Below are 21,531 nucleotides of genomic sequence, written 5' to 3' on the forward strand. Positions count from 1 at the left end.
AAAAATGCTGGAGGGATAAATATGGCGAAAAAATATATTGTCATAACTGGTGGTGTTTTAAGTGGTATTGGAAAAGGTATTGTTTCTGCTTCAATTGGAAGAATTCTAAAAGATAGTGGTATTAAAGTTAACTCTTTAAAAATAGATCCATATCTAAATGTAGACGCAGGTACAATGAATCCAAATCAGCATGGAGAGGTTTTTGTTACCGATGATGGTTATGAAGCGGATTTAGATCTTGGGCATTATGAAAGGTTTTTAGGAATCAATATGAAAAGATATAATAATATTACAGCTGGACAAATTTTTAAAAGTATTATAGAAAAAGAACGTGAAGGAAAATATTTAGGAGCTACTGTACAGATGGTTCCTCATGTTACTGAAGAGATTAAAAACAGAATAAAAAATATTGACACAGATTTACTAATAATAGAAATTGGTGGTACCGTTGGAGATATTGAAGGTGAAATATTTTTGGAAGCCGTAAGAGAATTGTCACTTGAAGCGGGAATAGAAAACTTTTTTTTCATACACGTTACTTTTGTTCCTTATTTAAGCGTAACTAACGAATTCAAAACAAAACCTACTCAACAGTCTGTACAGCAACTCAGGAAAATCGGGATACATCCAGATATGTTAATTATTAGAACAGAAAAATCTATTGATTCAAATAGTCTTGATAAAATCGCTTTGTTTGCAGGTGTAAACAGAAAACACGTGATTAATTTACCTGATGTTGACAATGTTTATGAAGTTCCAGAAAAATTATACAATATCGGTGTTCAACATATAATTGCCGAAAATTTAAATTTAAAAATAGATAATAAACTAAACTGGAATTATCCTAAAAACTTTTTACCAATAAAAATAGCATTAGTAGGAAAATATCTTGGAACCGATGATGCTTATAAAAGTATTATAGAAAGTATATTTTTATGTGGAGCAGAAAAGCCTGAGTTAATAGATTCACAACAAATTGAAGACCTAACAGAGGAAGAAACAAAAGAATTATTATCCAGATATGATGGTATAATTATTCCAGGTGGCTTTGGCAAAAGAGGTATTGAGGGAAAAATAAAAGCTGTTAAAATAGCAAGAGAAAATAAAATACCTATATTTGGTATATGTCTGGGAATGCAAATAATGGTCATAGAATTTGCAAGAAACATCGGAAAACTTAAAAATGCTAATTCGTACGAGTTTGATCCTACAACACCATATCCTGTTATTGACATAATGGAAGAGCAAAAAAAGATATTAAAATTAGGTGGAACTATGAGGTTAGGGGCTCAAAAAACATTGATTTTAAAAAACACAAAATTATATGAAATATATAAAACAGATATTGTCTTTGAAAGACATAGACATAGATATGAAGTTAATTTAGATAAATTCAAAGATCTTTTTGCTTATTCAGAAGAAAAAAATATAGATAATAAATTAATTATTTCTGCTAAATCAGATTTTGTTGAAGCTGTTGAATTAAGAAATCATCCATTTTTCATAGGTGTTCAATTTCATCCTGAACTAAAGAGTAAAGTTGGATCCCCACACCCAATCTTTAAAGCTTTCATAAAAAAATTAAATGATTTAAAGGAGAAAAAATGAATATTATAATTTTATTAATTATAATTCTAATTTACTTTTTTATTATATACTCAATAGAAAAATTTTTTTCATTTGAAAAATCTTTAATCGTAAAATCTGTTATATTTACACTTTTAATATTCATATACAAATTAAAATTACATATAAAATTACCCTATTATATATACATTATTTTTATAATATATGGAATAATAATAATTTTTCTTCCACAAAAATGGATAAAAAGTGATTCATTTAGAATTTATATTAACAGGAAAAGGATGATATTAATACCATTATCTGCATCAATAGTAGAAGAAGTTTTTTTTAGAGGTATTTTAAATACAAAATTACTGTTTATCTATAATAATATATATATAGCCGTTATGATTTCATCTTTATTATTCGCATTAATACATATATTTAACTTATTCAATGGCATTGAAAACAAACGATATTTCTTTATAACTTTTCCTATAAGATTTGGTTTTGGTTTATTTTTTTCGTATGTTTATTTTAAATATGGTTTGTTAAGTGCAATTATATTACACTTTTTAATCGATTTTCCAGCATTATATAGAATATATAAATTGCAATAATTTTAATATCTATTATTGTGTTATAATTATTATACAATTAATATTTTGAGGTGAATTTATGAATTATATTCATGTAAAAGGTGCAAGAGAACACAATTTAAAAAATATCGATGTAAAAATTCCAAAAAATAAATTGGTGGTAATATCCGGTCTTTCTGGTTCAGGAAAATCTACATTAGCTATGGATACAATATACGCTGAGGGACAGAGAAGATATTTAGAATCAGTATCCTCATATGCTCGAATGTTCCTGGGAGAATTAAAAAAACCTGATGTTGAATATATTGAAGGTTTATCTCCGGCTATAGCAATAGAGCAAAAATCTGTTTCACACAACCCAAGATCTACAGTTGGAACCGTGACAGAAATATACGATTACATGAGAGTTTTATTTGCCAGAATTGGAAAACCTTTCTGTCCTAAATGTAATATTCCAGTGGAAAAATCTTCAATAGACGAAATTATAGATAAAGTATATAAGGAGTTTGATGACAGTTCAAGGATTTATGTGTTCTCACCAATAGCAAAAGAAAAAAAGGGCGAATTTAAAAAAGAAATTGAACAGATGAAAAAAAATGGTTATAAAAGAATTGAAATAGATGGAGAAATATTTGATCTGGAAGACATTGTCTCTTTGAAAAAAAGTTACAGGCATACACTCAACTTATTAATAGATAGATTGAAATTAAAAAAAGAAAATTTTGAAAGATTGTATGAAGCTATAGAATTGTCATTAAAAGAATCTGATGGTTTTGTAGAAATTAGAGAACTTGATAATAATGAAAATATTATTAAATCAAAAATCTATAGTGAAAAATTAGTTTGTCCTGAATGCGGTTTTACTTTTCCAGAAATTACTCCAAAATTATTTTCATTCAATAGCCCTTATGGTGCCTGTAAAGATTGTCATGGTTTGGGATTTAAATATGAATTTGAACCTTCATATATTCTGGATCCTGATAAAAATATATATAATGGCGCAGTGAAAGCCGGAAAAGATACATATATAATTAAAACTTTGGAAAAAGTGATTTTGCATTATAACGACAATCCAGAAAAAAAAATCAGAGAATTAAAAACTGAAACACAAAACGCTTTATTATATGGCACAAAGGATAAAATCACTTTTGAATATATTACTCCAAATGGCGTGTATACTTTCAAAAAAACATTTGAAGGTTTGTATAACATGTATGAAAGAAGATATAAATCTACCGATTCAGATGAAATGCGTAACTATTACCAAAATGAATTTATGACTATGAAAATATGTCAAACTTGTGGAGGAAAAAGATTGAAAATTGAACCGCTAAGCATCAAACTAAATGAAAAAAATATACAAGAAATTTCAGATATGCCAATTGAAAAAGCAAAATTTTTTTTCGAAAATATTACATTAACAGATTTTGAAAAAAAAATAGTTGGTGAATTATTAAATGAAATAAAAAAAAGATTGGGATTTTTAACGGATGTTGGTCTGGGATATATTTCCCTTTCAAGATCTGCAAATACGCTTTCTGGTGGTGAATCACAGAGAGTCCGACTCGCTACACAAATTGGATCTGGTTTAACAGGAGTTACATATGTTTTAGATGAACCAACTATTGGACTGCATCCAAGAGATAATGATAAATTAATTCAAACATTGAAAAAATTAAAAAATCTTGGTAATACAGTTATAATTGTTGAACATGATGAAGAGGTGATAAAATCTTCAGACTATATAGTTGATTTAGGTCCTGGCGCTGGAATTAATGGTGGAAAAGTTGTATATAGTGGTTGGATAAAAAATTTATTGAAAAACCCAAAAGATTCGCTTACAGGACAATACATAACAGGAAAAAAAAGAATTGATATTATAAAATATCATACAAAAAAAATTGAAAGGAATGAAGTGTTAAAATTATATGGTGCATCACATAATAATCTAAAAAATGTCGATGTAATGTTCCCCTTAGGAAAATTCATCGTAATTACAGGAGTTTCTGGTTCTGGCAAATCATCTTTAATTATGGATACATTATATCCGGCTTTAATAAAAGAATTAAGGAAAGCTAAAGTCAAACCCGGTTATTATAAAAAAATAGAAGGAATTGAATATATAGACAATGTTATAGCCATTGACCAATCTCCTATAGGAAGAACGCCTCGAAGTAATCCTGCTACTTATACCGGTGTTTTTGATTTAATCAGGGATTTGTTTGCTGCAACTAAAGAAGCTCGTATGAAAGGATTTAAAAAAGGACGCTTTAGTTTTAATGTAAAAGGCGGTAGATGCGAAGCATGCAATGGAAATGGTTATTTAAAAATAGAAATGCAATTTCTTCCTGATGTTTATGTTACATGTGATGTGTGTAAAGGTAAAAGATATAACAAAGAAACTCTGAATGTTAAATATAAAGGGAAATCCATAGCAGATGTTCTGGATATGTCAGTTGAAGAAGCACTTGATTTTTTCCAGAATATACCAAGAATTAAAAACATATTACAACTGTTAAATGATGTTGGAGTTGGTTATATTAAACTTGGGCAGCCAGCAACTACTTTATCAGGTGGAGAAGCTCAAAGAATTAAATTAACCTCAGAATTAAGAAAAAGAGCTACGGGAAGAACCCTATATTTTCTCGATGAACCAACTACAGGATTACATTTTGAAGATGTAAAGAAATTAATAGAGGTCTTACACAAATTAGTTGAAAAAGGTAATACTGTAATTATTATAGAACATAATTTAGATGTCGTAAAAAATGCCGATTATATAATCGATTTAGGCCCTGAAGGTGGAGAAAATGGGGGATATATACTTGCAAATGGAACTGTAGAAGATATAATAAAAGCAAATACATATACAGGTCAATATTTAAAAAAAATTCTATAAAAATTTTTATAAAAAATGGCATGCTTAAGCATGCCATTTTTTATAGTATATTATTCTTGAACTTCAAACATGTCTTTTCCAACTCCACACATTGGGCATACCCAATCCTCTGGTAAATCATCAAATGATGTTCCTGCAGGAATATCTGCTGTTGGATCTCCTTCTTCTGGATCATAAATATAACCACAAACTGTACATACATATTTTTTCATAATTTTCCCTCCCATAAAATCCGATTATTTTTGTAATGATTACAAAAATATTATACTATTTTTTTCTTATTTTGTCAAGAGACAATTTATATTTTAAAAATTAAAATAAAAAAACTTTTTACCTATTTTTATGATATAATTATATAATAAAAAATAAGATATTTCATAAAAATAAGGAAGGGGTTGTTTTGATGTTTGACAAAATAAAAGAAACACCTGTAATTATATTAAACGGATTTACCGGCGATGAAATAAATAAGATAATGAAAGCTATAAAAAATGTTGAAGGTATGCCGAGAATAATATTCGCAACAACTACAGAAACAAATATAAATTGGACAATTAAAGATTTGATAAACGAATTAAAACAAGAAGATATAGAGGTGAAAAAAGCTTTAAAAAAAGCTATAGAAGAAAGGAAATAGAGATGATTATATGAAAAATTCTAATTTTTATTATAATAATCCTGATAATTCAGTATTATTAAAAACAAGTAGGGGGTATCCCAAATTAGGAGCTATCGTGGACTCCGGGGGAGTTAATTTTGGCATTTTTACTAAAAACAGCACAAAAGTAATTTTAGAGTTATACCAGAATTTTTATGATGATATACCTTCACACGTATTTGAATTAGATCCAATAAAAAACAAAACAGGGAATATATGGCATATTTATATTCATGATATCAAACATGGGCAGTTTTATGGTTGGAGAGTGGATGGTGTTTATGACCCTATTAATGGGTTGCGTTTTAATAAATACAAATTATTATCTGACCCCTACGCAAAAGCTATTTCTGGTTCTTATAATTGGGATGAGGATAGCGTTTATGGATACGATAAAAAATCATCTTTGTTAGATCTTTCATTTTCTACTATTGATTCTGCTAAAAGTCCCACAAAATCCGTAGTAATAGATGATAGCGTTTATGATTGGGAAGATGATGTTCATCCAAGAATCCCATTAAAAGATTTGATAATTTATGAAATGAATGTAAGACTGTTTACTATGAATCTTAATTCTAACATCAAGAACAGAGGAACATTTGACGGAATTATTGAAAAATTATCTTACTTAAAAGATTTAGGAGTTAATGCCGTAGAATTGATGCCTATATTTGAATTTAATCCGAATTCCATTATAAGAAATAATCCCATTACAGGTGAAAAACTAAAAGATGTATGGGGGTATAATCCTCTGGCTTTTTTTGCTGTAACTGGAAATTATTCCAATGATCTAAAAATAGGAGAGCAGGTATTTCTCTTCAAAGATTTTGTGAAAATACTTCATAAAGAAGGTTTTGAAATTATTTTAGATGTTGTATATAATCATACAGGAGAAGGAAATGAATTAGGACCTACATTATCTTTTAGGGGAATTGATAATTCTGTTTACTATATTTTGAGTAAAAATAAAAGATACTATGAAAATTATTCCGGATGTGGTAATACTTTCAATTGCAACAATACTGTTGTTAAAAATTTAATCATTGATAGTTTGAGATATTGGGTAACAGAAATGCATGTTGATGGTTTTAGATTTGATTTAGCTTCTATACTTGGTAGAGATTCTAATGGAAATTGGATAGGAGATTTATCATTGTTAAAAGACATTGCTGAGGATCCTATAATTTCTGGCTCTAAATTAATTGCTGAAGGATGGGATGCTGCAGGGGGCTATTTTTTAGGAGCATTTCCAGAAGGTTGGGCTGAATGGAATGGAAAATTCAGAGATTCTGTTAGAAAGTTCGTTAGAGGTGATATGGGATTAACAGGTGAAATTGCATGTCGAATAGCCGGTAGTGAAGACCTATATGGGAATAAATCTCCTATGGCAAGTGTTAATTTCATAACTTCTCACGATGGTTTTACAATGTGGGATCTTGTTTCATATAATAATAAGCATAACGAAGAAAATGGCGAAAATAATCAGGATGGAACTAATGATAATTATAGCTTTAATTATGGAATTGAAGGTGAAACCAATAATTTAGACATATTGAAAGTTAGAAAACAACAGATAAAAAACTTTTTTACAATACTTATGATTTCGCAAGGAACTCCCATGATATATATGGGAGATGAGTTTTGTAGGACACAATACGGTAACAATAACGCTTATTGTCAGGATACAATTAAGAATTGGGTAGATTGGAAGAGAAAGGATGATTTTTCGGATATTTTTCGATTTGTAAGAAAAGTAATTAATTTCAGAAAATTACATCATACATTAAGGAGAGAGCACTTTTTTACCGGAAAAGATTACAGTGGTGATGGAATACCTGATATTACATGGCATGGAATTAAATTAAATCAACCAGATTTCTCTTATTATTCTAAATCTCTGGCTTTTATGATTAGCGGAATAGACTTTGTAAATCAAAATGTTCCTCCAGATAATGATATATACGTTGCCCTAAATTTTTATGAAAAAGATTTGTCCTTTGAACTTCCAGCTCTTAATAATAAAAGCTGGTTTCGAGTTATTGATACGTATTTCGATTCACCAGATGATTTTCTTGATTTTCCTCAAAAAGTTTCTAATAATTATATTGTAAAAACAAAGAGTATAATCGTATTAATTTCTAAATAATTGTATTTTGTGGTAAAATATATATAAGAATTTTATAGGAGTGATATATATAAGAGTAGGTATTCTAAGCACAGGCGATGAACTTATTGAAGGAGAAATTTCAAATATTACATCAAAAGAAATTTCAAATATTTTATATAATGAAGGATTTGAAGTTTCTACTCATATGTGTGTAAGGGATAATAAAGAAGATATAATATCTTCTTTGAGTTTTCTTTCAACTAAAAATGACGTGATTATAATTACAGGTGGGTTGGGTTCCACAATTGATGATATCACAAGAAATACCGTTGCTGAATTTTTAAATATTGACTTAATTCTGAATACAGATGTTTACAATGATATTATTAATCGTTATAAAAGATTCGGAAAAACCCCAAATAAGTTTATAAAACAACAGGCTTATGTGTTTGAAAATTCTATCATTTTAAAAAATGATATTGGTAGTGCGCCAGGACTTTATATAACAAAAAACAATAAACATTATATTTTACTACCAGGTCCTCCTGATGAAGCTCTTTATATTTTCAAAAAGTATTTCAAAAATATTTTTGATAAATTCGATAAAAAAATAATATATACAAAAAAAATACAATTTTATAATATTACTGAATCGCAGCTAATTTCTATATTAGAAAAGCATTTAAAAGATATCAATTATTCTACAAAACTCGAATTGGATATAGGACCTTCATTGATATTTAAAGATAATAAAGAAAAATTAAAATCCATTATTGATTTTATAAATAATCAACTTATAGAATATGTCGTTCCATATAATCCATTAAAATATATTATAAACAACTTATCTAATAATAACAAAACCATAAGCACTGCTGAATCGTGTACAGGTGGGCTGGTTGGCAATTTTATAACAAATATTCCTGGATCTTCCAGAGTATATAAAGGTTCTATTGTTGCATACAATAATTTCATAAAAAATAAATTATTATATGTGGATAATGAAGTTTTAAAGAATTACGGTGCCGTAAGTGAGGAAACTGTTAAATTAATGGCAATAAATACCGCAAAAATATTTAATTCTGATTATTCAATTTCGATAAGCGGTATTGCTGGACCTAAAGGTGGAACAAAACATTTACCGGTAGGAACTATCTTTTTTGGATTTTATTGTAATTTATGTGGTAAAATAATAATAGAAAAGAAAATATTTTCTGGAAATCGAATATTAATAAAAAGAAAAGCTGCTTTCTACTCGCTAATAAGATTTTTAAAATTGTTTTTATAGGAGGTTTTTCTTATGGGTGAAATGGATATTTATTTAAATGTTTTTATCGAGGAAGCCAATGAAAATTTACAAAAACTAAATGATGAATTATTAGAATTAGAGAATAATCCTGAAAATATGGAAAAAGTAAATGAAATTTTCAGGGTTATGCATACCTTTAAAGGTATGGCGGGTACCATGGGATTTGATAAAATTGCAAAAGTATCCCATAAAATGGAAAATATCCTGGACAAAATAAGAAGAGGTGAAACAAAAGTTACCTCAGATTTAATTGATTTACTTTTTAAAACACTTGACGCTCTCAATGAAAGTATAGCCGATATTTCAAATGGTGGAAAAGGAAATTTAACTTCTTTAGATGATTTAATATCTATTTTAGAAAAATATATTGTTGAAAATATAGAAACATTACAGAATGCAAATGAAAACATTACCGTTTCATCTCAAGCTGCTAATGCTTCCGATAAATTATCTCATTTAGATGACATAACAAGAGAATCCTTGAAAAATTTATATAATGTCGCAAAGGAAAAAAATCTTAACTTTTTCCTAATTAATGTTAAGTTTGATAAAAATGTACAGTTAAAAGCCGCAAGAGCTTTTATGGTTTTACACAAAATCGATGATTTAGGAGGAGAAGTTGTCTATACCAACCCTTCTTCGCAGGATATAGAGGATGAAAAATTCGACCTCGAAATTGAATTAGGCGTAATAATAAATGTCTCTGCTGATGAATTAAGAGAACAGCTTTTAGGAATTTCAGAAGTTGAAAGTATAGCCATAAATACTTTTAAAAATGAAGATTTTGAAAAACAGGATAGTGTCCCAAAGGAAATAAACAATAATAAAAAAGAGAGTGTTTCAGCGGAAAATCCTTCCACATCAAAGAAAAAAATACAACTTCAATCAGTAAGGGTCGATATTGAAAAATTAGACCAATTGATGAATTTAATGGCTGAATTGGTTATTTCCAGAAGTAGAATAACTGAAACACTGAGAAAATACGAAATAAAAGATGTGGATGAAAGTCTCGCAAATTTAAGTAGAATAACGCTGGATTTACAAAATATTGTTATGAAAATCAGAATGATTCCTATTGCATTTGTTTTCAATAGATTTCCAAGAGTTGTTAGAGATACTGCAAAAAAACTAAAAAAAGAAGTAAATTTAATAATTGAAGGTGAAGATACAGAACTCGATAGAACTGTTGTAGATGAAATAGGTGATCCTTTAATTCATTTAATAAGAAACGCTATAGATCATGGCATAGAACCCGTTGACGAAAGAATAAAGAAAGGAAAATCTAAAGTTGGTACTATAAAACTATCTGCATGGCATGAAGGTGATGGCGTTGTAATTAGCGTCGAAGATGATGGAAAAGGATTAGATAGAGAAATAATTGCAAACAAAGCGGTAGAAAAAGGACTTGTTGATCCTTCTATGATTCAAACAATGAGTGATGAAGAAATTTTCTCTTTTATATTTTTACCCGGCTTCTCTACTAAAAAACAGGCAACAGATTTATCTGGCCGCGGCGTCGGAATGGATGTAGTTAAAACTGTTGTTGAATCCTTAAATGGTAGTGTTACTATCTCTTCAAAAAAAGATATTGGAACAAAAATAATTATAAGACTTCCATTGACATTATCCATAATACAGGTTTTGTTAGTGACAATTGACGATTTTGTTTATGCAATACCTATTGCTAATATTGACACAACACAAAAAATGACAGATGGTGATATTAGAATAGTTCAGGGAAATGAAGTTTTTGTTTTAAGAGGTGAGGTCATTCCTTTAATAAGATTAAGAGATATCTTTAAAATGAAAAGAAATGATAATAATTATATAGAAAAGGTTGTTATTGTAAAAACTGCAAATAAAAAATATGGTGTTGTCGTTGACAGCCTTTTAGGACAGGACGATATCGTTATAAAACCTCTGGGTAAATATTTAAATAGTGTAAAAGAGTTCAGTGGTGGTGCAATTTTAGGTGATGGTAGAATAGCTTTAATATTAGACATTACGAACTTAAACGAAATATAAAGAGGTGATTTTATGCAAAAAGAAATTTTATCCTTTGAAATTTCAAGTCAGGAATTTGGAATCGATGTTGAATATGTAGAAATGGTTATTGAAAAAGAAGATATTACGCCTGTCCCAAATTCCAAAGAATTCATTGTGGGAATTGTAAATTTAAGAGGAAGAATTGTTCCTGTTTTTGACTTAACAAAAATTTTAGACTTAGAAATTGACGAAGATTTTGAATTTGATAGTATAATTATAATGAAGCATGATAAAGAAGAATTGGGAATATTGGTAAATAAGGTAAATAATGTAATTTCTTTTGATGATGAAGAGCTGGATATTCTCCCATCAAAGAGCGGAAAATTCATTGGAAAAGTTAATGGTGTTTTAAAAATAAATAACAGACTAATTGTATATCTCAACCTTGAAAATCTATTTGAATCAATAGAAGTATAATAATATTATGTGGAGGTGCTTTTAATGGCTATAAAAGTTTTGATAGTTGACGATGCTGCTTTTATGAGAATGTTATTAAAAGATATTATTACAAAAGCGGGGATGGAAGTTATTGGAGAAGCGGCTAATGGTCAGGAAGCTATAGATAAATATACTGAATTAAAACCTGATGTTGTTACTATGGATATTACAATGCCTGTAATGGATGGAATTCAAGCAATAAAAGAGATTAAAAAACAAGATCCGGCTGCTAAAATTATTGTATGTAGTGCTATGGGACAACAGGCAATGGTTATCGAAGCAATACAGGCAGGCGCAAAAGATTTTATCGTCAAACCTTTTCAGGCTAATAGAGTAATCGAAGCTATTCAAAAAGTTTCAAGGGGGTGATTTTACGCCCCTTACTTTTTCATCAACTCAAACAACCTTTATTAGCAGTTGGACTTTGTGGGCTTTTTTTTTGATCTTTTTTCTTTTATTATTCATTATATTATTATTATTTATTCAAAAAAAATTAATAAACAAAGGTTTATTAAACACTCCTTCTGTAAGAATAGTAAAAAAATTTTATATTGATAGAAACTTAACCTTAAATATTATAAAAGTGTTGGATAATTATTATTTAATATTAACAAACAATAATTCTATCTCATATCTTGATAAATTAGAATATGAACAGCTTGCCGAACTATTAAAAGGGAAAAAAGAATTTTTTGATACTTTTATTGGAGCTTTAAAAAGGGAGAAAAAAACAAATGAAGAAATGTTTTAAAAATACATATTTTAATAAAAAATACATTTTAATAACTTTATTTTTATTTTTGTTTTTTATTGGCAGCGCCCAGGAACCGTTGCCCATTCCTGAAATTACTATAAACATTGGAGGGAATACACCAGGTCCAGATACTTTAATTCCAACACTTGAAATATTATTATTACTTTCTATTCTAACTTTAGCTCCATCTTTTATAATGATGTTTACATCATTTATGAGGATTATAATTGTATTATCGTTTTTACGAACTGCTCTTGGTAGCCGTCAGGCCCCTCCAAATCAGGTCCTAATAGGTATAGCTTTAATTTTAACTTTTTTAATAATGTCACCTGTTTTTAATCAAATATATCAAAATGCTATAATACCATATTCTGAAGAAAAAATATCATATACGCAAATGTTTGAAAATACATGGAATCCTATTAAAAATTTTATGATAAACGAAATTGTTTCTCATAAAAATCAGGATAATATTTTTATGCTTGCATCAAGTGTAAAAAAAGAAATTAAAAATGTTAATGATACACCACCAGAAATATTAATTCCAGCCTTTGCTTTGAGCGAATTAGAAATATCTTTTAAAATGGGAGTTTTAATTTATATTCCTTTCATAATTGTTGATATGGTTGTAGCAAGTATACTTTTGTCAATGGGAATGGTTATGATACCTCCAATAATGATTTCTATTCCTTTTAAACTACTTTTATTTATTCTTGTAAATGGATGGGATTTATTAATAGGAGGTTTAATCAGAAGTTTTCAAACATCAGGAGGTCTATAAAATTGACATTAGAGGTTTTTATAGATGTTTTTAGAGATGGAATTACTGTATTTTTAACAATTATTTCACCAATACTGCTGGTAAGCTTAGGTGTTGGATTAATTATAAGTATTTTTCAAACTATTACTTCAATCAATGAGCAAACACTAACATTTGCTCCAAAAATTATTATTACATTTCTGGTTGTAGGATTATTATTTGGATGGATTGCACAAAAACTAATGGATTTTACCTATCAAATATTAACAACATTTTTTGGAATGATTTAATATGGATATAGTTGTGTTCTTAGAAACAAAATTCTGGGTTTGGGCTATTATTTTTTTTAGAATCATAGGCTTAAGCGTTTCAGCACCGATCATCGGCTCAAGAGCTATTCCGTTTTATTTAAGACTTTTTTCATCATTGTTTATATCTTGGATTACTTTACCTCTGATAAGTCTAACTATACCAGATATGTCTTTGATTTATTTATTTACAATAATGCTAATTAATTTTTTTCTTGGAATTTTAATAGGTTTAATATCATACATTCCAATTGCTGCTATTCAATTTGCAGGGCAATTTTTTGCATTTCAAATGGGATTTGCAATGGCCGGAATATTCGACCCAATAAGCGGAGAAGAATCTCCTATTATAGGGCAATTATCTTTTTTAATAGGCGTATTTGCATTTTTATCATTTAAAATGCATGTCTTGTTGTTTCAGGTAATAATAAACTCATTTCAGGTTATCCCATTAATTTTTTCTATGGATGTTAAATTTTTTCCTGAAATTATTTCTACATTTGGAAAAATTTTTGAAATAGGAGCTCAACTTGCAATTCCAATGAGCGCATTTATGTTAAGTGTAAATATTAGTTTAGGTATTGTTTCAAGAATGATTCCACAAATAAATGTTTTTATAGTTGGACTTCCCATAAATATATTAATAGGTTCTCTTATTCTATTAAGTATTATAGGAGTGTGGACAGAAATATTCAGTATTAATATGTCGGAGATTATAAAATGGATAAATTCTATAATGACACTTATTTTAAAATAACTAAATTTAAAATAAATATTCAGCTTTTTGCTGATCCGAGCAAAACAGAAGAGCCTACACCCAGGCGATTGCAACAGGCAAGAGAAGAAGGCAACGTTCCTGTTTCAAAGGAACTACTTACAGCTTTTTCCTTTTTAGGTGTAGCTACAGTATTTTATGTCCTTTCAAAATATTTATTTATTGATTTAAAAAGTTCTTTTAATAGATATTTAAATCTTGACACAAGTTTTTTAGATGAAAATGCTTTGATGAATTTGTTAATTCAACAAAAAAACTTATTTATAATTATTTCATTATTTTTATTTTCATCTGCTATTATCAGTCTTATTTTAGGAATGATACAGACTAAATTTTTATTTGCCCCAAAAGCTATGAAATTTGATCTTGGAAAATTAAATCCAATAAAGGGTTTTCAACGAATTTTTTCTATGAAAACTTTGTTTGAACTCTTAAAATCTTTAATAAAGTTATTTTTAGTTGGTTATATTTCTTACAGTGTTGTTAAAGGAAAATGGGAAAATATTATTTCTTTACCATATTCTAACATAGAATCAGCAATTTCTTTTTTATATGCTCTAATCATAGAAATATTTTTTAAATTAGGATTATTAATGTTCTTATTAGGAATATTTGATTTCTGGTATCAGAAGAGAGAATATAAAAAGAATTTAAAAATGACAAAACAAGAAGTAAAACAGGAAATGAAAGATATAGAAGGAGATCCTATGGTTAAATCCGCAAGAATGAGAATGTTAAGACAGATCATTAATAAAAATATGATGAAAGAAGTGCCAAAAGCCACTGTAGTTGTTACAAATCCAACTCATTACGCTGTTGCCGTCAAATATGAAGAAAGTGAAACTAACGTTCCAATAGTTGTGGCAAAAGGACATGATGAACTGGCACTTAGAATCAAAGAAATTGCGAGAGATAATCATGTTCCAATTATTAGAAATCCTCCAGTTGCGAGACAATTATATGAAAGAGTTGAAATAAATGATGAAATACCAGAAGATATGTATGAAATTATTGCAAAAATAATAGCTTCTGTTTTGAAACCAACGAGGTGATTAAATGGGAGAAGCTTTAAATAGATTTTTTAAACAATTGGATATTATAGTTCCTTTATTAATTGTTAGTGTTGTAATATTAATGGTTATTCCAATTCCTCCTTTTCTTTTAGATTTTCTTCAAATGGCTAATATATCATTAGCTATTGTTTTGTTGCTTGTTACCATGTATATTAAAAATGCTCTTGAAATCTCCGCTTTTCCAACACTATTATTAGTTACGACATTATTCAGATTATCATTAAACGTATCGTCTACAAGGTTAATATTGTTACAGGGGAAAAATTTTCAGGGGAAAGTAATCAGGGCATTTGGGGATTTTGTCGTTGGAGGAAATTATGTAGTTGGTATTGTTATATTCTTAATTTTAGTTATTATACAATTTGTTGTTATTACACGTGGTGCAGAAAGAATCGCTGAAGTTGCAGCAAGATTTACGCTTGATGCATTACCTGGAAAACAAATGAGTATAGATGCTGATTTAAGCGCTGGTATTATCACTGAAGAAGAAGCAAGAAAAAAACGTGAGGATATTAGACGTGAAGCAGACTTTTATGGTGCAATGGACGGTGCCTCTAAATTTGTTCGTGGAGATGCTATTGCCGGTATTATAATTACAATTATAAATATTTTAGGTGGTTTGATTATAGGTGTTTTACAACAGGGATTGAATATAGGTGAAGCTGCTCAATTATATACGCTTTTTACTGTAGGTGATGGATTAGTAGCTCAAATACCCGCTTTATTAATTTCAACTGCAACTGGTATAGTTGTGTCAAGAGCTGCTTCAAAAGAAAATCTTGGTAAAGATTTATTAAAAGAACTTTCTTCTGAAAAACGTGTATTATATATGACTGGTGGAGTTATTCTAACTTTAGGACTTATTACACCATTACCCGTAATGCCTGCTTTATTATTGGGCGGGGGAATGTTGGTTTTAGCTTATCTATCAACAAAAGGTTATTTACAAAAAGTTGTACCTGCAGCTGGTCCAAAAGAAAGTTTTGAGACAGCTCCTTCTGAAACAACTGAAGGTACACAAAGATCTGTCTCAGGACCACCTTTAACATCTGCTGAAGAAGTTTCAGAAATAATACAGAGTGATGTTTTAGAAATAGACATTGGTTATGGACTTATTCCATTAGCAGATCCATCCCAGGGTGGAGATTTGCTTGAAAGAATTACAATGGTTAGAAAGCAAATAGCCTATGAGCTTGGTATTGTAATAAGTCCAATCAGAGTAAGAGATAGCGTATTATTAAGTGCTAATGAATATATAATAAAATTAAAAGGTGTTGAAGTTGGGAGATTTGAATTATTTCCAGAAAAATTGTTAGCTATTAATTCTGGAATGGCTACTGAAGAAATTCCTGGAATACATACAAAAGAGCCTTCTTTTAATCTTGATGCATACTGGATTGATGAAAATCAAAAAGAAAATGCTGTTAATCTTGGATATACAGTTGTTGATTCACCAAGTGTTTTTGCAACGCATTTATCAGAAATAATTAAAAAATACGCTCATGAAATACTTGGTTCTAAAGAAACTGAAATGCTCATAGAAGGATTAAGAATTAAAGATCCTTCATTGGTGGAAGAGCTGACTCCTATGGTATTTAAAACATTTGAAATTAGAAATGTCTTAAAAGAACTTTTATATGAAAGAATATCAATAAGAAACTTACCTGTTATATTTGAGAAATTAATGGAATTAGGAAGCAATGAAATTAAAGATATCGTTTCGCTTGTTGAAGGAGTTAGAAGTGCCTTGGGGCGACAAATATGTGAAAGTGTAAAATCAAATGATGGTGTATTGCATCTTCTTATACTAGATAAAAATACAGAAAATACATTAAACAATTACACAATTGAGTATGGAGGAAACTATACATTGGCTTTATCTCCACAATTATCTCAAACACTTATTGATAATATAAGCCAAATGTTAGAATCACAAATGATGAAAGGGTATAATCCTGTTATATTATGTAGCTCTCCTTTAAGATTTTATTTTGCAAGATGGTTAGTGTCAAATATTCCAAATGTAAATGTTATTTCATATAATGAAATAATTCAGGAAATCCCCATTTCCGCAGACGGTAATATAAGCATTTAGATAAACGTTTAGAGGTGAGTTTATGAAAATAAAAAAATACATTGTTAATACTATTCCTGAAGCAATGGAAAAAATCCGAAATGAATTAGGTGAAAACGCTTATATTTTAGATACCAAACGAATTAATAAAGGTGGTTTCCTTGGACTCGGTGGAAAAAAATATATAGAAGTTACAGCTGTTTTAGAAGATAATGTGGAAACAATAATAAAGAATAGCCAGAGACCCTCTGGAGCAGGTTTTTCTAATAATTCTCAAGGAAAAATTAACGAAATCAAAGAAATGGTTGAAAGAAACAAAAGACTTGACGAAAGAATTAATAGAGCCAAAAAGAAAGAGTTATTTGAAGAAAACTCTTATGCGCCAGGTAATGATAAACTGGAAATAACCGCGAAAAATGAAATTTTAAAGTTAATTGAACAGCAAAGAGAAGTTTCAAAATTAATTGACAATGATGCAAAAAATTTTTATGAAAAAGATAAATTTGAAAATTTAAATTATAGAAAAGTAACGTATAATAGAATCCCTGATCAATTTTATAATCAAAAATCATTTAATAAAAAAATATTTGATAAAAATGAGAATATAAAAAATACTATATCAAATAATATGTCGAAAAATCAAAAAAGTTCTCAAAATGAATTAACCGAAATAAAAAACCTAATAGAAAAACTTTCTAAAAGAGTTATTTTGAATGGTATAAATCCTTTTATATCCGAATTAATTGAATCACTAAAAAAACAGGATTTATCTGACAAACTTATAGAAGATATAATAAATAACATTCCAAACGAATTAAACAAAGAAAACTGGAAATCAGATGAAAAATTTAAAAACTTATTATTTGAAACATTAAAAAACAATTTCAAAGTAGATGTTCCAAATGTTTATGGAACAATAATGCTTATAGGTCCTACAGGAGTAGGTAAAACCACTACATTAGCTAAAATTGCTGCTTTAAATAAATTGAATAGTAATAAAAGTGTTGCAATTGCCACAATAGATTTATATAGAATTGCAGCAACTGAACAATTAAAGACTTATGCAGAAATTATGGATATTCCAGCATCTATATGTTATACTCCTACTGAATTAAAGACAACTGTTGAATCTTTAAAAAATTATGATATATTGTTAATAGATACAGCAGGAAGAAGTCATAAAGATGATATTCAAATAGGTGAATTAAAAATGTATATTGATTCTATAAAACCAAATTATATATTTCTGGTTATTTCAGCTAATATGCGTTTGCGAGATATGGTTGATGTATATAATAAATTTGCCATTTGTAAACCTACACATTTAATAATTACAAAATTAGATGAAACTTCATCATATGGACAGATACCTTCTTTAATTAAAGAAACAAATTTGCCAATTAGTTATGTTACAACTGGGCAAAATGTTCCAAATGATATTGAATTTCCAAACTTTCAAAAGTTATTTAACCTCTTTTATGAGGAGTTGACATTATGAGTATTATAAAAGATCAGGCAGAAAACCTTAGAAAAACATTTTCTAAAAATCAAACTAAAATAATATTAGTAACTGGAGGAAAAGGTGGTGTCGGAAAATCTATAATTGCGGTTAATACCGCTGTAAATCTTGCAAAAATGAATAAAAAAGTCTTAATTTTTGATACAGATGCTGGATTTGCCAATGCTTCTATATTATTAGGTGTATCTCCATCTGTTAGTATTAAAGATTATTTTGATAAAAGATTAACCCTTGACGAATGTATCATAAAAACTCCTTATGGTATAAAATTATTAAGTACAGGAATGGATATTAAAGATTGGATATCTTTTCAAAAAAATTTTACACGAAAAGCCATTGAAGAATTTTTTAATATTGCAAAAGAACATGATTATGTAATAATTGATGTTAGTGCAGGATATAATGAGAATTTAAAACCCTTTTATATCGCTGCAGATAATATACTTTTAGTTACCACTCCAGAACCTACAGCTATAGTTAATGCATATACTGTAGTTAAGGCTTTATCTATTCTGGAAGTAGATGGCATTGTTGATGTTGTTATAAATATGATAAGAAAAAAATCTGAAGCAAATACAGCTGAACAGGTTTTGAGAAAAACGATAAAAGAATATCTATTTAAAGATATAAGACATGTTTTTTATATAAGTTTTGATCATATTGTTCATGATAGCGTTAAATCACAAACTCCTATATCAAGTTTTAAACCTTCTTCTAATGTTGCTAATGACTTAATGAATATTGCTGAAAAAATAGAGAATGACAAATTATCTAATAACCGTAAAAATGATAATTTATTAAAAAAACTGCTTTTACTTTTTGGTTTTTATAATAGGTGAAATTATGGATAAAAAAAGTTTTATTAAAAGAATTTTTCTGGTTTTTTTCCCAGGAAATTCCATTAGAATATATGCAAAAGATGATGTTTTAAAAGCAAAAATAAAAACATTTAAAGGAAAAGAAATTGAATTAATATCTCCAAAATATAACTTCAAAATCGGTGATGAAGTCATATTAGAATCTATATTTGAAGGCGCTTATTATCAGGCTAATTTTCAAATAAAAGATATTGTAAATTTTGGGAATAATGAAATTCTTTTATTATTAAATTTGACAAGTGCATTTAAAATTAAAAACAAACGTATAAATGAGAGACATTACATTGCCATTCCTGTTTTAATTGAAGATAAATTTAAAGGATTATTATGGGATTTAAATGAAAATTTTCTTGGTATTGTTTTATTAAATGAATATCTAAATGAAATAAAACAAAATCACAGTATTAAACTATCCATAATAAATTTTAATATAATATTTCACGGCACTATTGTTAAAATAAGACAGGAATTTTTTAATTTAAGTAAATTTATATATGAAATAAAAATATTACAGGATCCAACAGGTTTATTTGGTCATTATTTAAAACACATCAGTGGAAAAAACTTTTTTGAAAATAAAAAAAATCTGGAGGTGCAACCTGATGAACAATGAAAATTTTGATTTTTTTATGTCTGCTTTCAGTGAAATTACCAATATAGGAATGGGAAATGCTGTTAGCTCATTATCGATGATGTTAAATAAAAAGGTTGATATTTCAGTACCGAATTTAGATGTAATAAAATTGTCAGATATTTTTTTAAATATGGAAGAACCTGATGAGATATATGCGTGTTCTTATGTAAAAATGGAAGGTGAATTAAATTCATCTCTGGTATTCTTGATTGAAAAAGATTCTGTAAAAAGATTAATAAAAGAAAGTGTAGGTTTAGAAATACAAAATATTACAGAATTGGATGAAATGTCATCTTCAATGATCGGAGAATTAGGCAATATAATGTTTGGCTCTTATGTAAGTGCTATTTCTCAATTTTTAAAAATAAATATTCAGGTTACCCCCCCTCAGGTTGCTGTAGATACATTTGCATCTTTAATTGCTGAATCTATTGTAATGAGCATTACGTTTGAAGATGAAGTTATATTAACAGAAACAGAAATAAGTGTTGAAGATTGGGAAAAGGTCATTAAAGGTAAAATTATTTTTCTCATGAATGAAGAAAACAGAAATAAATTGTTTGATTATGTAAAAAAAGTGTTTTATGGGGGTTAAACAATGAAAAAAATAATAGGAATTGGAGAATACTTTTCTTCAAAAAGTCCAGATATTTTAGTTACTTTAGGCTTGGGTTCATGCGTTGGCGTTTGCATCTGGGATAAAAATAAAAAAATTGGTGGATTAATTCATGTAATGCTACCAAAGTCTCCTGGTTCAAACGTAACTAAACCGGGAAAATATGCTGATCTTGGAATACCTTTATTACTGGAAGAATTAAAAAAGTTGGGTGGTTCTAACTATACTGCAAAAATATTTGGTGGAGCTGCTATGTTTAAAGGTTCATCAATGGATGTGGGTCAAAAAAATGTTATTGCTGTAAAAGAACAACTAAAAAAAGAAAGAATCAAAATTATAGCAGAAGATACTGGAGGAAACAGAGCGAGAAGTATAGAGTTTAATCTTGATACTGGTGAAGTTATGGTTAAAAAGGTGGGTGGTGGTGAAAAAGTTGAAATTTTCAAATTTTGAATTAAAATTTTACGCTGTATTATTCTTTATTTTTCTATTTATAAATTTAGTAATATCAAAAAATT

At 28.3% G+C, this 21,531-nt stretch carries 21 protein-coding genes; 20 read left to right on the forward strand and 1 reads right to left on the reverse strand.

Annotated features, from left to right (window positions below; translation table 11 throughout):
- Positions 1 to 21: 21 nt before the first annotated feature.
- From XO12_RS02505 to uvrA, 3 genes are read left to right on the forward strand one after another with little or no spacing between them, the layout of a single operon-like run.
- The gene (locus tag XO12_RS02505; RefSeq protein WP_047265013.1) at positions 22 to 1,608 is read left to right on the forward strand and encodes a CTP synthase; all 1,587 of its coding nucleotides are present in this window, start codon (positions 22 to 24) and stop codon (positions 1,606 to 1,608) included.
- Positions 1,605 to 2,186, forward strand: a complete 582-nt coding sequence (locus XO12_RS02510; RefSeq protein WP_047265012.1) for a CPBP family intramembrane glutamic endopeptidase — start codon at positions 1,605 to 1,607, stop codon at positions 2,184 to 2,186. Before XO12_RS02505 ends, XO12_RS02510 begins: the two co-directional genes overlap by 4 nt.
- 58 nt (positions 2,187 to 2,244) lie before the next feature.
- A complete protein-coding gene (uvrA, locus tag XO12_RS02515) occupies positions 2,245 to 5,064 on the forward strand; it encodes an excinuclease ABC subunit UvrA (protein ID WP_047265011.1) in 2,820 nt (939 codons plus the stop codon).
- A 50-nt stretch (positions 5,065 to 5,114) separates the two neighbouring features.
- On the opposite strand, the gene rd is transcribed toward uvrA, so the two are convergent.
- Positions 5,115 to 5,276 (reverse strand): rubredoxin, encoded by a 162-nt coding sequence (rd, locus tag XO12_RS02520; protein ID WP_047265010.1) that lies wholly within the window; start codon positions 5,274 to 5,276, stop codon positions 5,115 to 5,117.
- 191 nt (positions 5,277 to 5,467) lie between these two features.
- Between rd and XO12_RS02525 the strand changes: the two genes are divergently transcribed.
- The 17 genes from XO12_RS02525 to cheD all read left to right on the forward strand — a co-directional run bounded on the left by XO12_RS02525 (position 5,468) and on the right by cheD (position 21,466).
- A complete protein-coding gene (locus XO12_RS02525; protein WP_047265009.1) occupies positions 5,468 to 5,701 on the forward strand; it encodes a DUF3783 domain-containing protein in 234 nt (77 codons plus the stop codon).
- A 10-nt stretch (positions 5,702 to 5,711) separates the two neighbouring features.
- Complete coding sequence (gene glgX / locus XO12_RS02530; RefSeq protein ID WP_047265008.1) at positions 5,712 to 7,868, forward strand: glycogen debranching protein GlgX; 2,157 nt, start codon at positions 5,712 to 5,714, stop codon at positions 7,866 to 7,868.
- Between the two features lie 40 nt (positions 7,869 to 7,908).
- A complete protein-coding gene (locus tag XO12_RS11590; RefSeq protein WP_047265007.1) occupies positions 7,909 to 9,117 on the forward strand; it encodes a nicotinamide-nucleotide amidohydrolase family protein in 1,209 nt (402 codons plus the stop codon).
- A 12-nt stretch (positions 9,118 to 9,129) separates the two neighbouring features.
- Positions 9,130 to 11,163, forward strand: a complete 2,034-nt coding sequence (locus XO12_RS02540; RefSeq protein WP_047265006.1) for a chemotaxis protein CheA — start codon at positions 9,130 to 9,132, stop codon at positions 11,161 to 11,163.
- A gap of 12 nt (positions 11,164 to 11,175) precedes the next feature.
- The gene (locus XO12_RS02545; protein WP_047265005.1) at positions 11,176 to 11,601 is read left to right on the forward strand and encodes a chemotaxis protein CheW; all 426 of its coding nucleotides are present in this window, start codon (positions 11,176 to 11,178) and stop codon (positions 11,599 to 11,601) included.
- A gap of 24 nt (positions 11,602 to 11,625) precedes the next feature.
- Positions 11,626 to 11,991, forward strand: a complete 366-nt coding sequence (locus XO12_RS02550; protein ID WP_047265004.1) for a response regulator — start codon at positions 11,626 to 11,628, stop codon at positions 11,989 to 11,991.
- A 70-nt stretch (positions 11,992 to 12,061) separates the two neighbouring features.
- A complete protein-coding gene (locus tag XO12_RS02555; RefSeq protein ID WP_047265003.1) occupies positions 12,062 to 12,373 on the forward strand; it encodes a flagellar biosynthetic protein FliO in 312 nt (103 codons plus the stop codon).
- Entirely contained in the window at positions 12,357 to 13,157 is an 801-nt protein-coding gene (gene fliP, locus XO12_RS02560) for a flagellar type III secretion system pore protein FliP (RefSeq protein WP_047265002.1), read from the forward strand. The genes XO12_RS02555 and fliP overlap by 17 nt, the downstream gene beginning before the upstream one ends.
- Positions 13,158 to 13,159: 2 nt before the next feature.
- Entirely contained in the window at positions 13,160 to 13,426 is a 267-nt protein-coding gene (gene fliQ / locus XO12_RS02565) for a flagellar biosynthesis protein FliQ (protein ID WP_047265001.1), read from the forward strand.
- Between the two features lies 1 nt (position 13,427).
- Positions 13,428 to 14,201, forward strand: coding sequence for a flagellar biosynthetic protein FliR (gene fliR / locus XO12_RS02570; RefSeq protein WP_047265000.1), 774 nt, complete (start codon positions 13,428 to 13,430; stop codon positions 14,199 to 14,201).
- Complete coding sequence (flhB, locus tag XO12_RS02575) at positions 14,165 to 15,271, forward strand: flagellar biosynthesis protein FlhB (RefSeq protein ID WP_047264999.1); 1,107 nt, start codon at positions 14,165 to 14,167, stop codon at positions 15,269 to 15,271. The genes fliR and flhB overlap by 37 nt, the downstream gene beginning before the upstream one ends.
- 4 nt (positions 15,272 to 15,275) lie before the next feature.
- Complete coding sequence (gene flhA, locus XO12_RS02580) at positions 15,276 to 17,387, forward strand: flagellar biosynthesis protein FlhA (protein WP_175419639.1); 2,112 nt, start codon at positions 15,276 to 15,278, stop codon at positions 17,385 to 17,387.
- A gap of 22 nt (positions 17,388 to 17,409) precedes the next feature.
- On the forward strand, positions 17,410 to 18,864 hold the full coding sequence (gene flhF / locus XO12_RS02585) for a flagellar biosynthesis protein FlhF (protein ID WP_052913115.1): 1,455 nt from the start codon (positions 17,410 to 17,412) through the stop codon (positions 18,862 to 18,864).
- On the forward strand, positions 18,861 to 19,724 hold the full coding sequence (locus tag XO12_RS02590) for a P-loop NTPase (RefSeq protein ID WP_052913114.1): 864 nt from the start codon (positions 18,861 to 18,863) through the stop codon (positions 19,722 to 19,724). The genes flhF and XO12_RS02590 overlap by 4 nt, the downstream gene beginning before the upstream one ends.
- Positions 19,725 to 19,728: 4 nt before the next feature.
- Complete coding sequence (locus tag XO12_RS02595) at positions 19,729 to 20,376, forward strand: hypothetical protein (protein ID WP_047264997.1); 648 nt, start codon at positions 19,729 to 19,731, stop codon at positions 20,374 to 20,376.
- Positions 20,366 to 20,992: a chemotaxis protein CheC gene (locus XO12_RS02600; protein WP_047264996.1), complete on the forward strand. Its 627-nt coding sequence runs from the start codon at positions 20,366 to 20,368 to the stop codon at positions 20,990 to 20,992. Before XO12_RS02595 ends, XO12_RS02600 begins: the two co-directional genes overlap by 11 nt.
- A 3-nt stretch (positions 20,993 to 20,995) precedes the next feature.
- Positions 20,996 to 21,466 carry a chemoreceptor glutamine deamidase/glutamate methylesterase CheD gene (cheD, locus tag XO12_RS02605; RefSeq protein WP_047264995.1) on the forward strand — a complete coding sequence of 157 codons (471 nt, stop codon included), beginning with the start codon at positions 20,996 to 20,998 and terminating at the stop codon, positions 21,464 to 21,466.
- Positions 21,467 to 21,531 lie beyond the last annotated feature (65 nt).

Origin of the sequence: Marinitoga sp. 1154, from assembly GCF_013363285.1 — a bacterium.
GTDB lineage: Bacteria > Thermotogota > Thermotogae > Petrotogales > Petrotogaceae > Marinitoga.

Excerpts from the sequence above, each read along its gene's own strand:
- fliP (WP_047265002.1), top strand. The coding sequence starts at position 12,357 with ATGAAGAAATGTTTTAAAAATACATATTTTAATAAAAAATACATTTTA.
- XO12_RS02510 (WP_047265012.1), top strand. The coding sequence starts at position 1,605 with ATGAATATTATAATTTTATTAATTATAATTCTAATTTACTTTTTTATT.
- cheD (WP_047264995.1), top strand. The coding sequence starts at position 20,996 with ATGAAAAAAATAATAGGAATTGGAGAATACTTTTCTTCAAAAAGTCCA.
- XO12_RS02590 (WP_052913114.1), top strand. The coding sequence starts at position 18,861 with ATGAGTATTATAAAAGATCAGGCAGAAAACCTTAGAAAAACATTTTCT.
- flhB (WP_047264999.1), top strand. The coding sequence starts at position 14,165 with ATGGATAAATTCTATAATGACACTTATTTTAAAATAACTAAATTTAAA.
- XO12_RS02505 (WP_047265013.1), top strand. The coding sequence starts at position 22 with ATGGCGAAAAAATATATTGTCATAACTGGTGGTGTTTTAAGTGGTATT.
- XO12_RS02525 (WP_047265009.1), top strand. The coding sequence starts at position 5,468 with ATGTTTGACAAAATAAAAGAAACACCTGTAATTATATTAAACGGATTT.
- XO12_RS02595 (WP_047264997.1), top strand. The coding sequence starts at position 19,729 with ATGGATAAAAAAAGTTTTATTAAAAGAATTTTTCTGGTTTTTTTCCCA.
- XO12_RS02540 (WP_047265006.1), top strand. The coding sequence starts at position 9,130 with ATGGGTGAAATGGATATTTATTTAAATGTTTTTATCGAGGAAGCCAAT.
- rd (WP_047265010.1), bottom strand. The coding sequence starts at position 5,276 with ATGAAAAAATATGTATGTACAGTTTGTGGTTATATTTATGATCCAGAA.
- fliR (WP_047265000.1), top strand. The coding sequence starts at position 13,428 with ATGGATATAGTTGTGTTCTTAGAAACAAAATTCTGGGTTTGGGCTATT.
- XO12_RS02545 (WP_047265005.1), top strand. The coding sequence starts at position 11,176 with ATGCAAAAAGAAATTTTATCCTTTGAAATTTCAAGTCAGGAATTTGGA.
- flhF (WP_052913115.1), top strand. The coding sequence starts at position 17,410 with ATGAAAATAAAAAAATACATTGTTAATACTATTCCTGAAGCAATGGAA.
- uvrA (WP_047265011.1), top strand. The coding sequence starts at position 2,245 with ATGAATTATATTCATGTAAAAGGTGCAAGAGAACACAATTTAAAAAAT.
- glgX (WP_047265008.1), top strand. The coding sequence starts at position 5,712 with ATGAAAAATTCTAATTTTTATTATAATAATCCTGATAATTCAGTATTA.
- XO12_RS02550 (WP_047265004.1), top strand. The coding sequence starts at position 11,626 with ATGGCTATAAAAGTTTTGATAGTTGACGATGCTGCTTTTATGAGAATG.
- XO12_RS02600 (WP_047264996.1), top strand. The coding sequence starts at position 20,366 with ATGAACAATGAAAATTTTGATTTTTTTATGTCTGCTTTCAGTGAAATT.
- flhA (WP_175419639.1), top strand. The coding sequence starts at position 15,276 with ATGGGAGAAGCTTTAAATAGATTTTTTAAACAATTGGATATTATAGTT.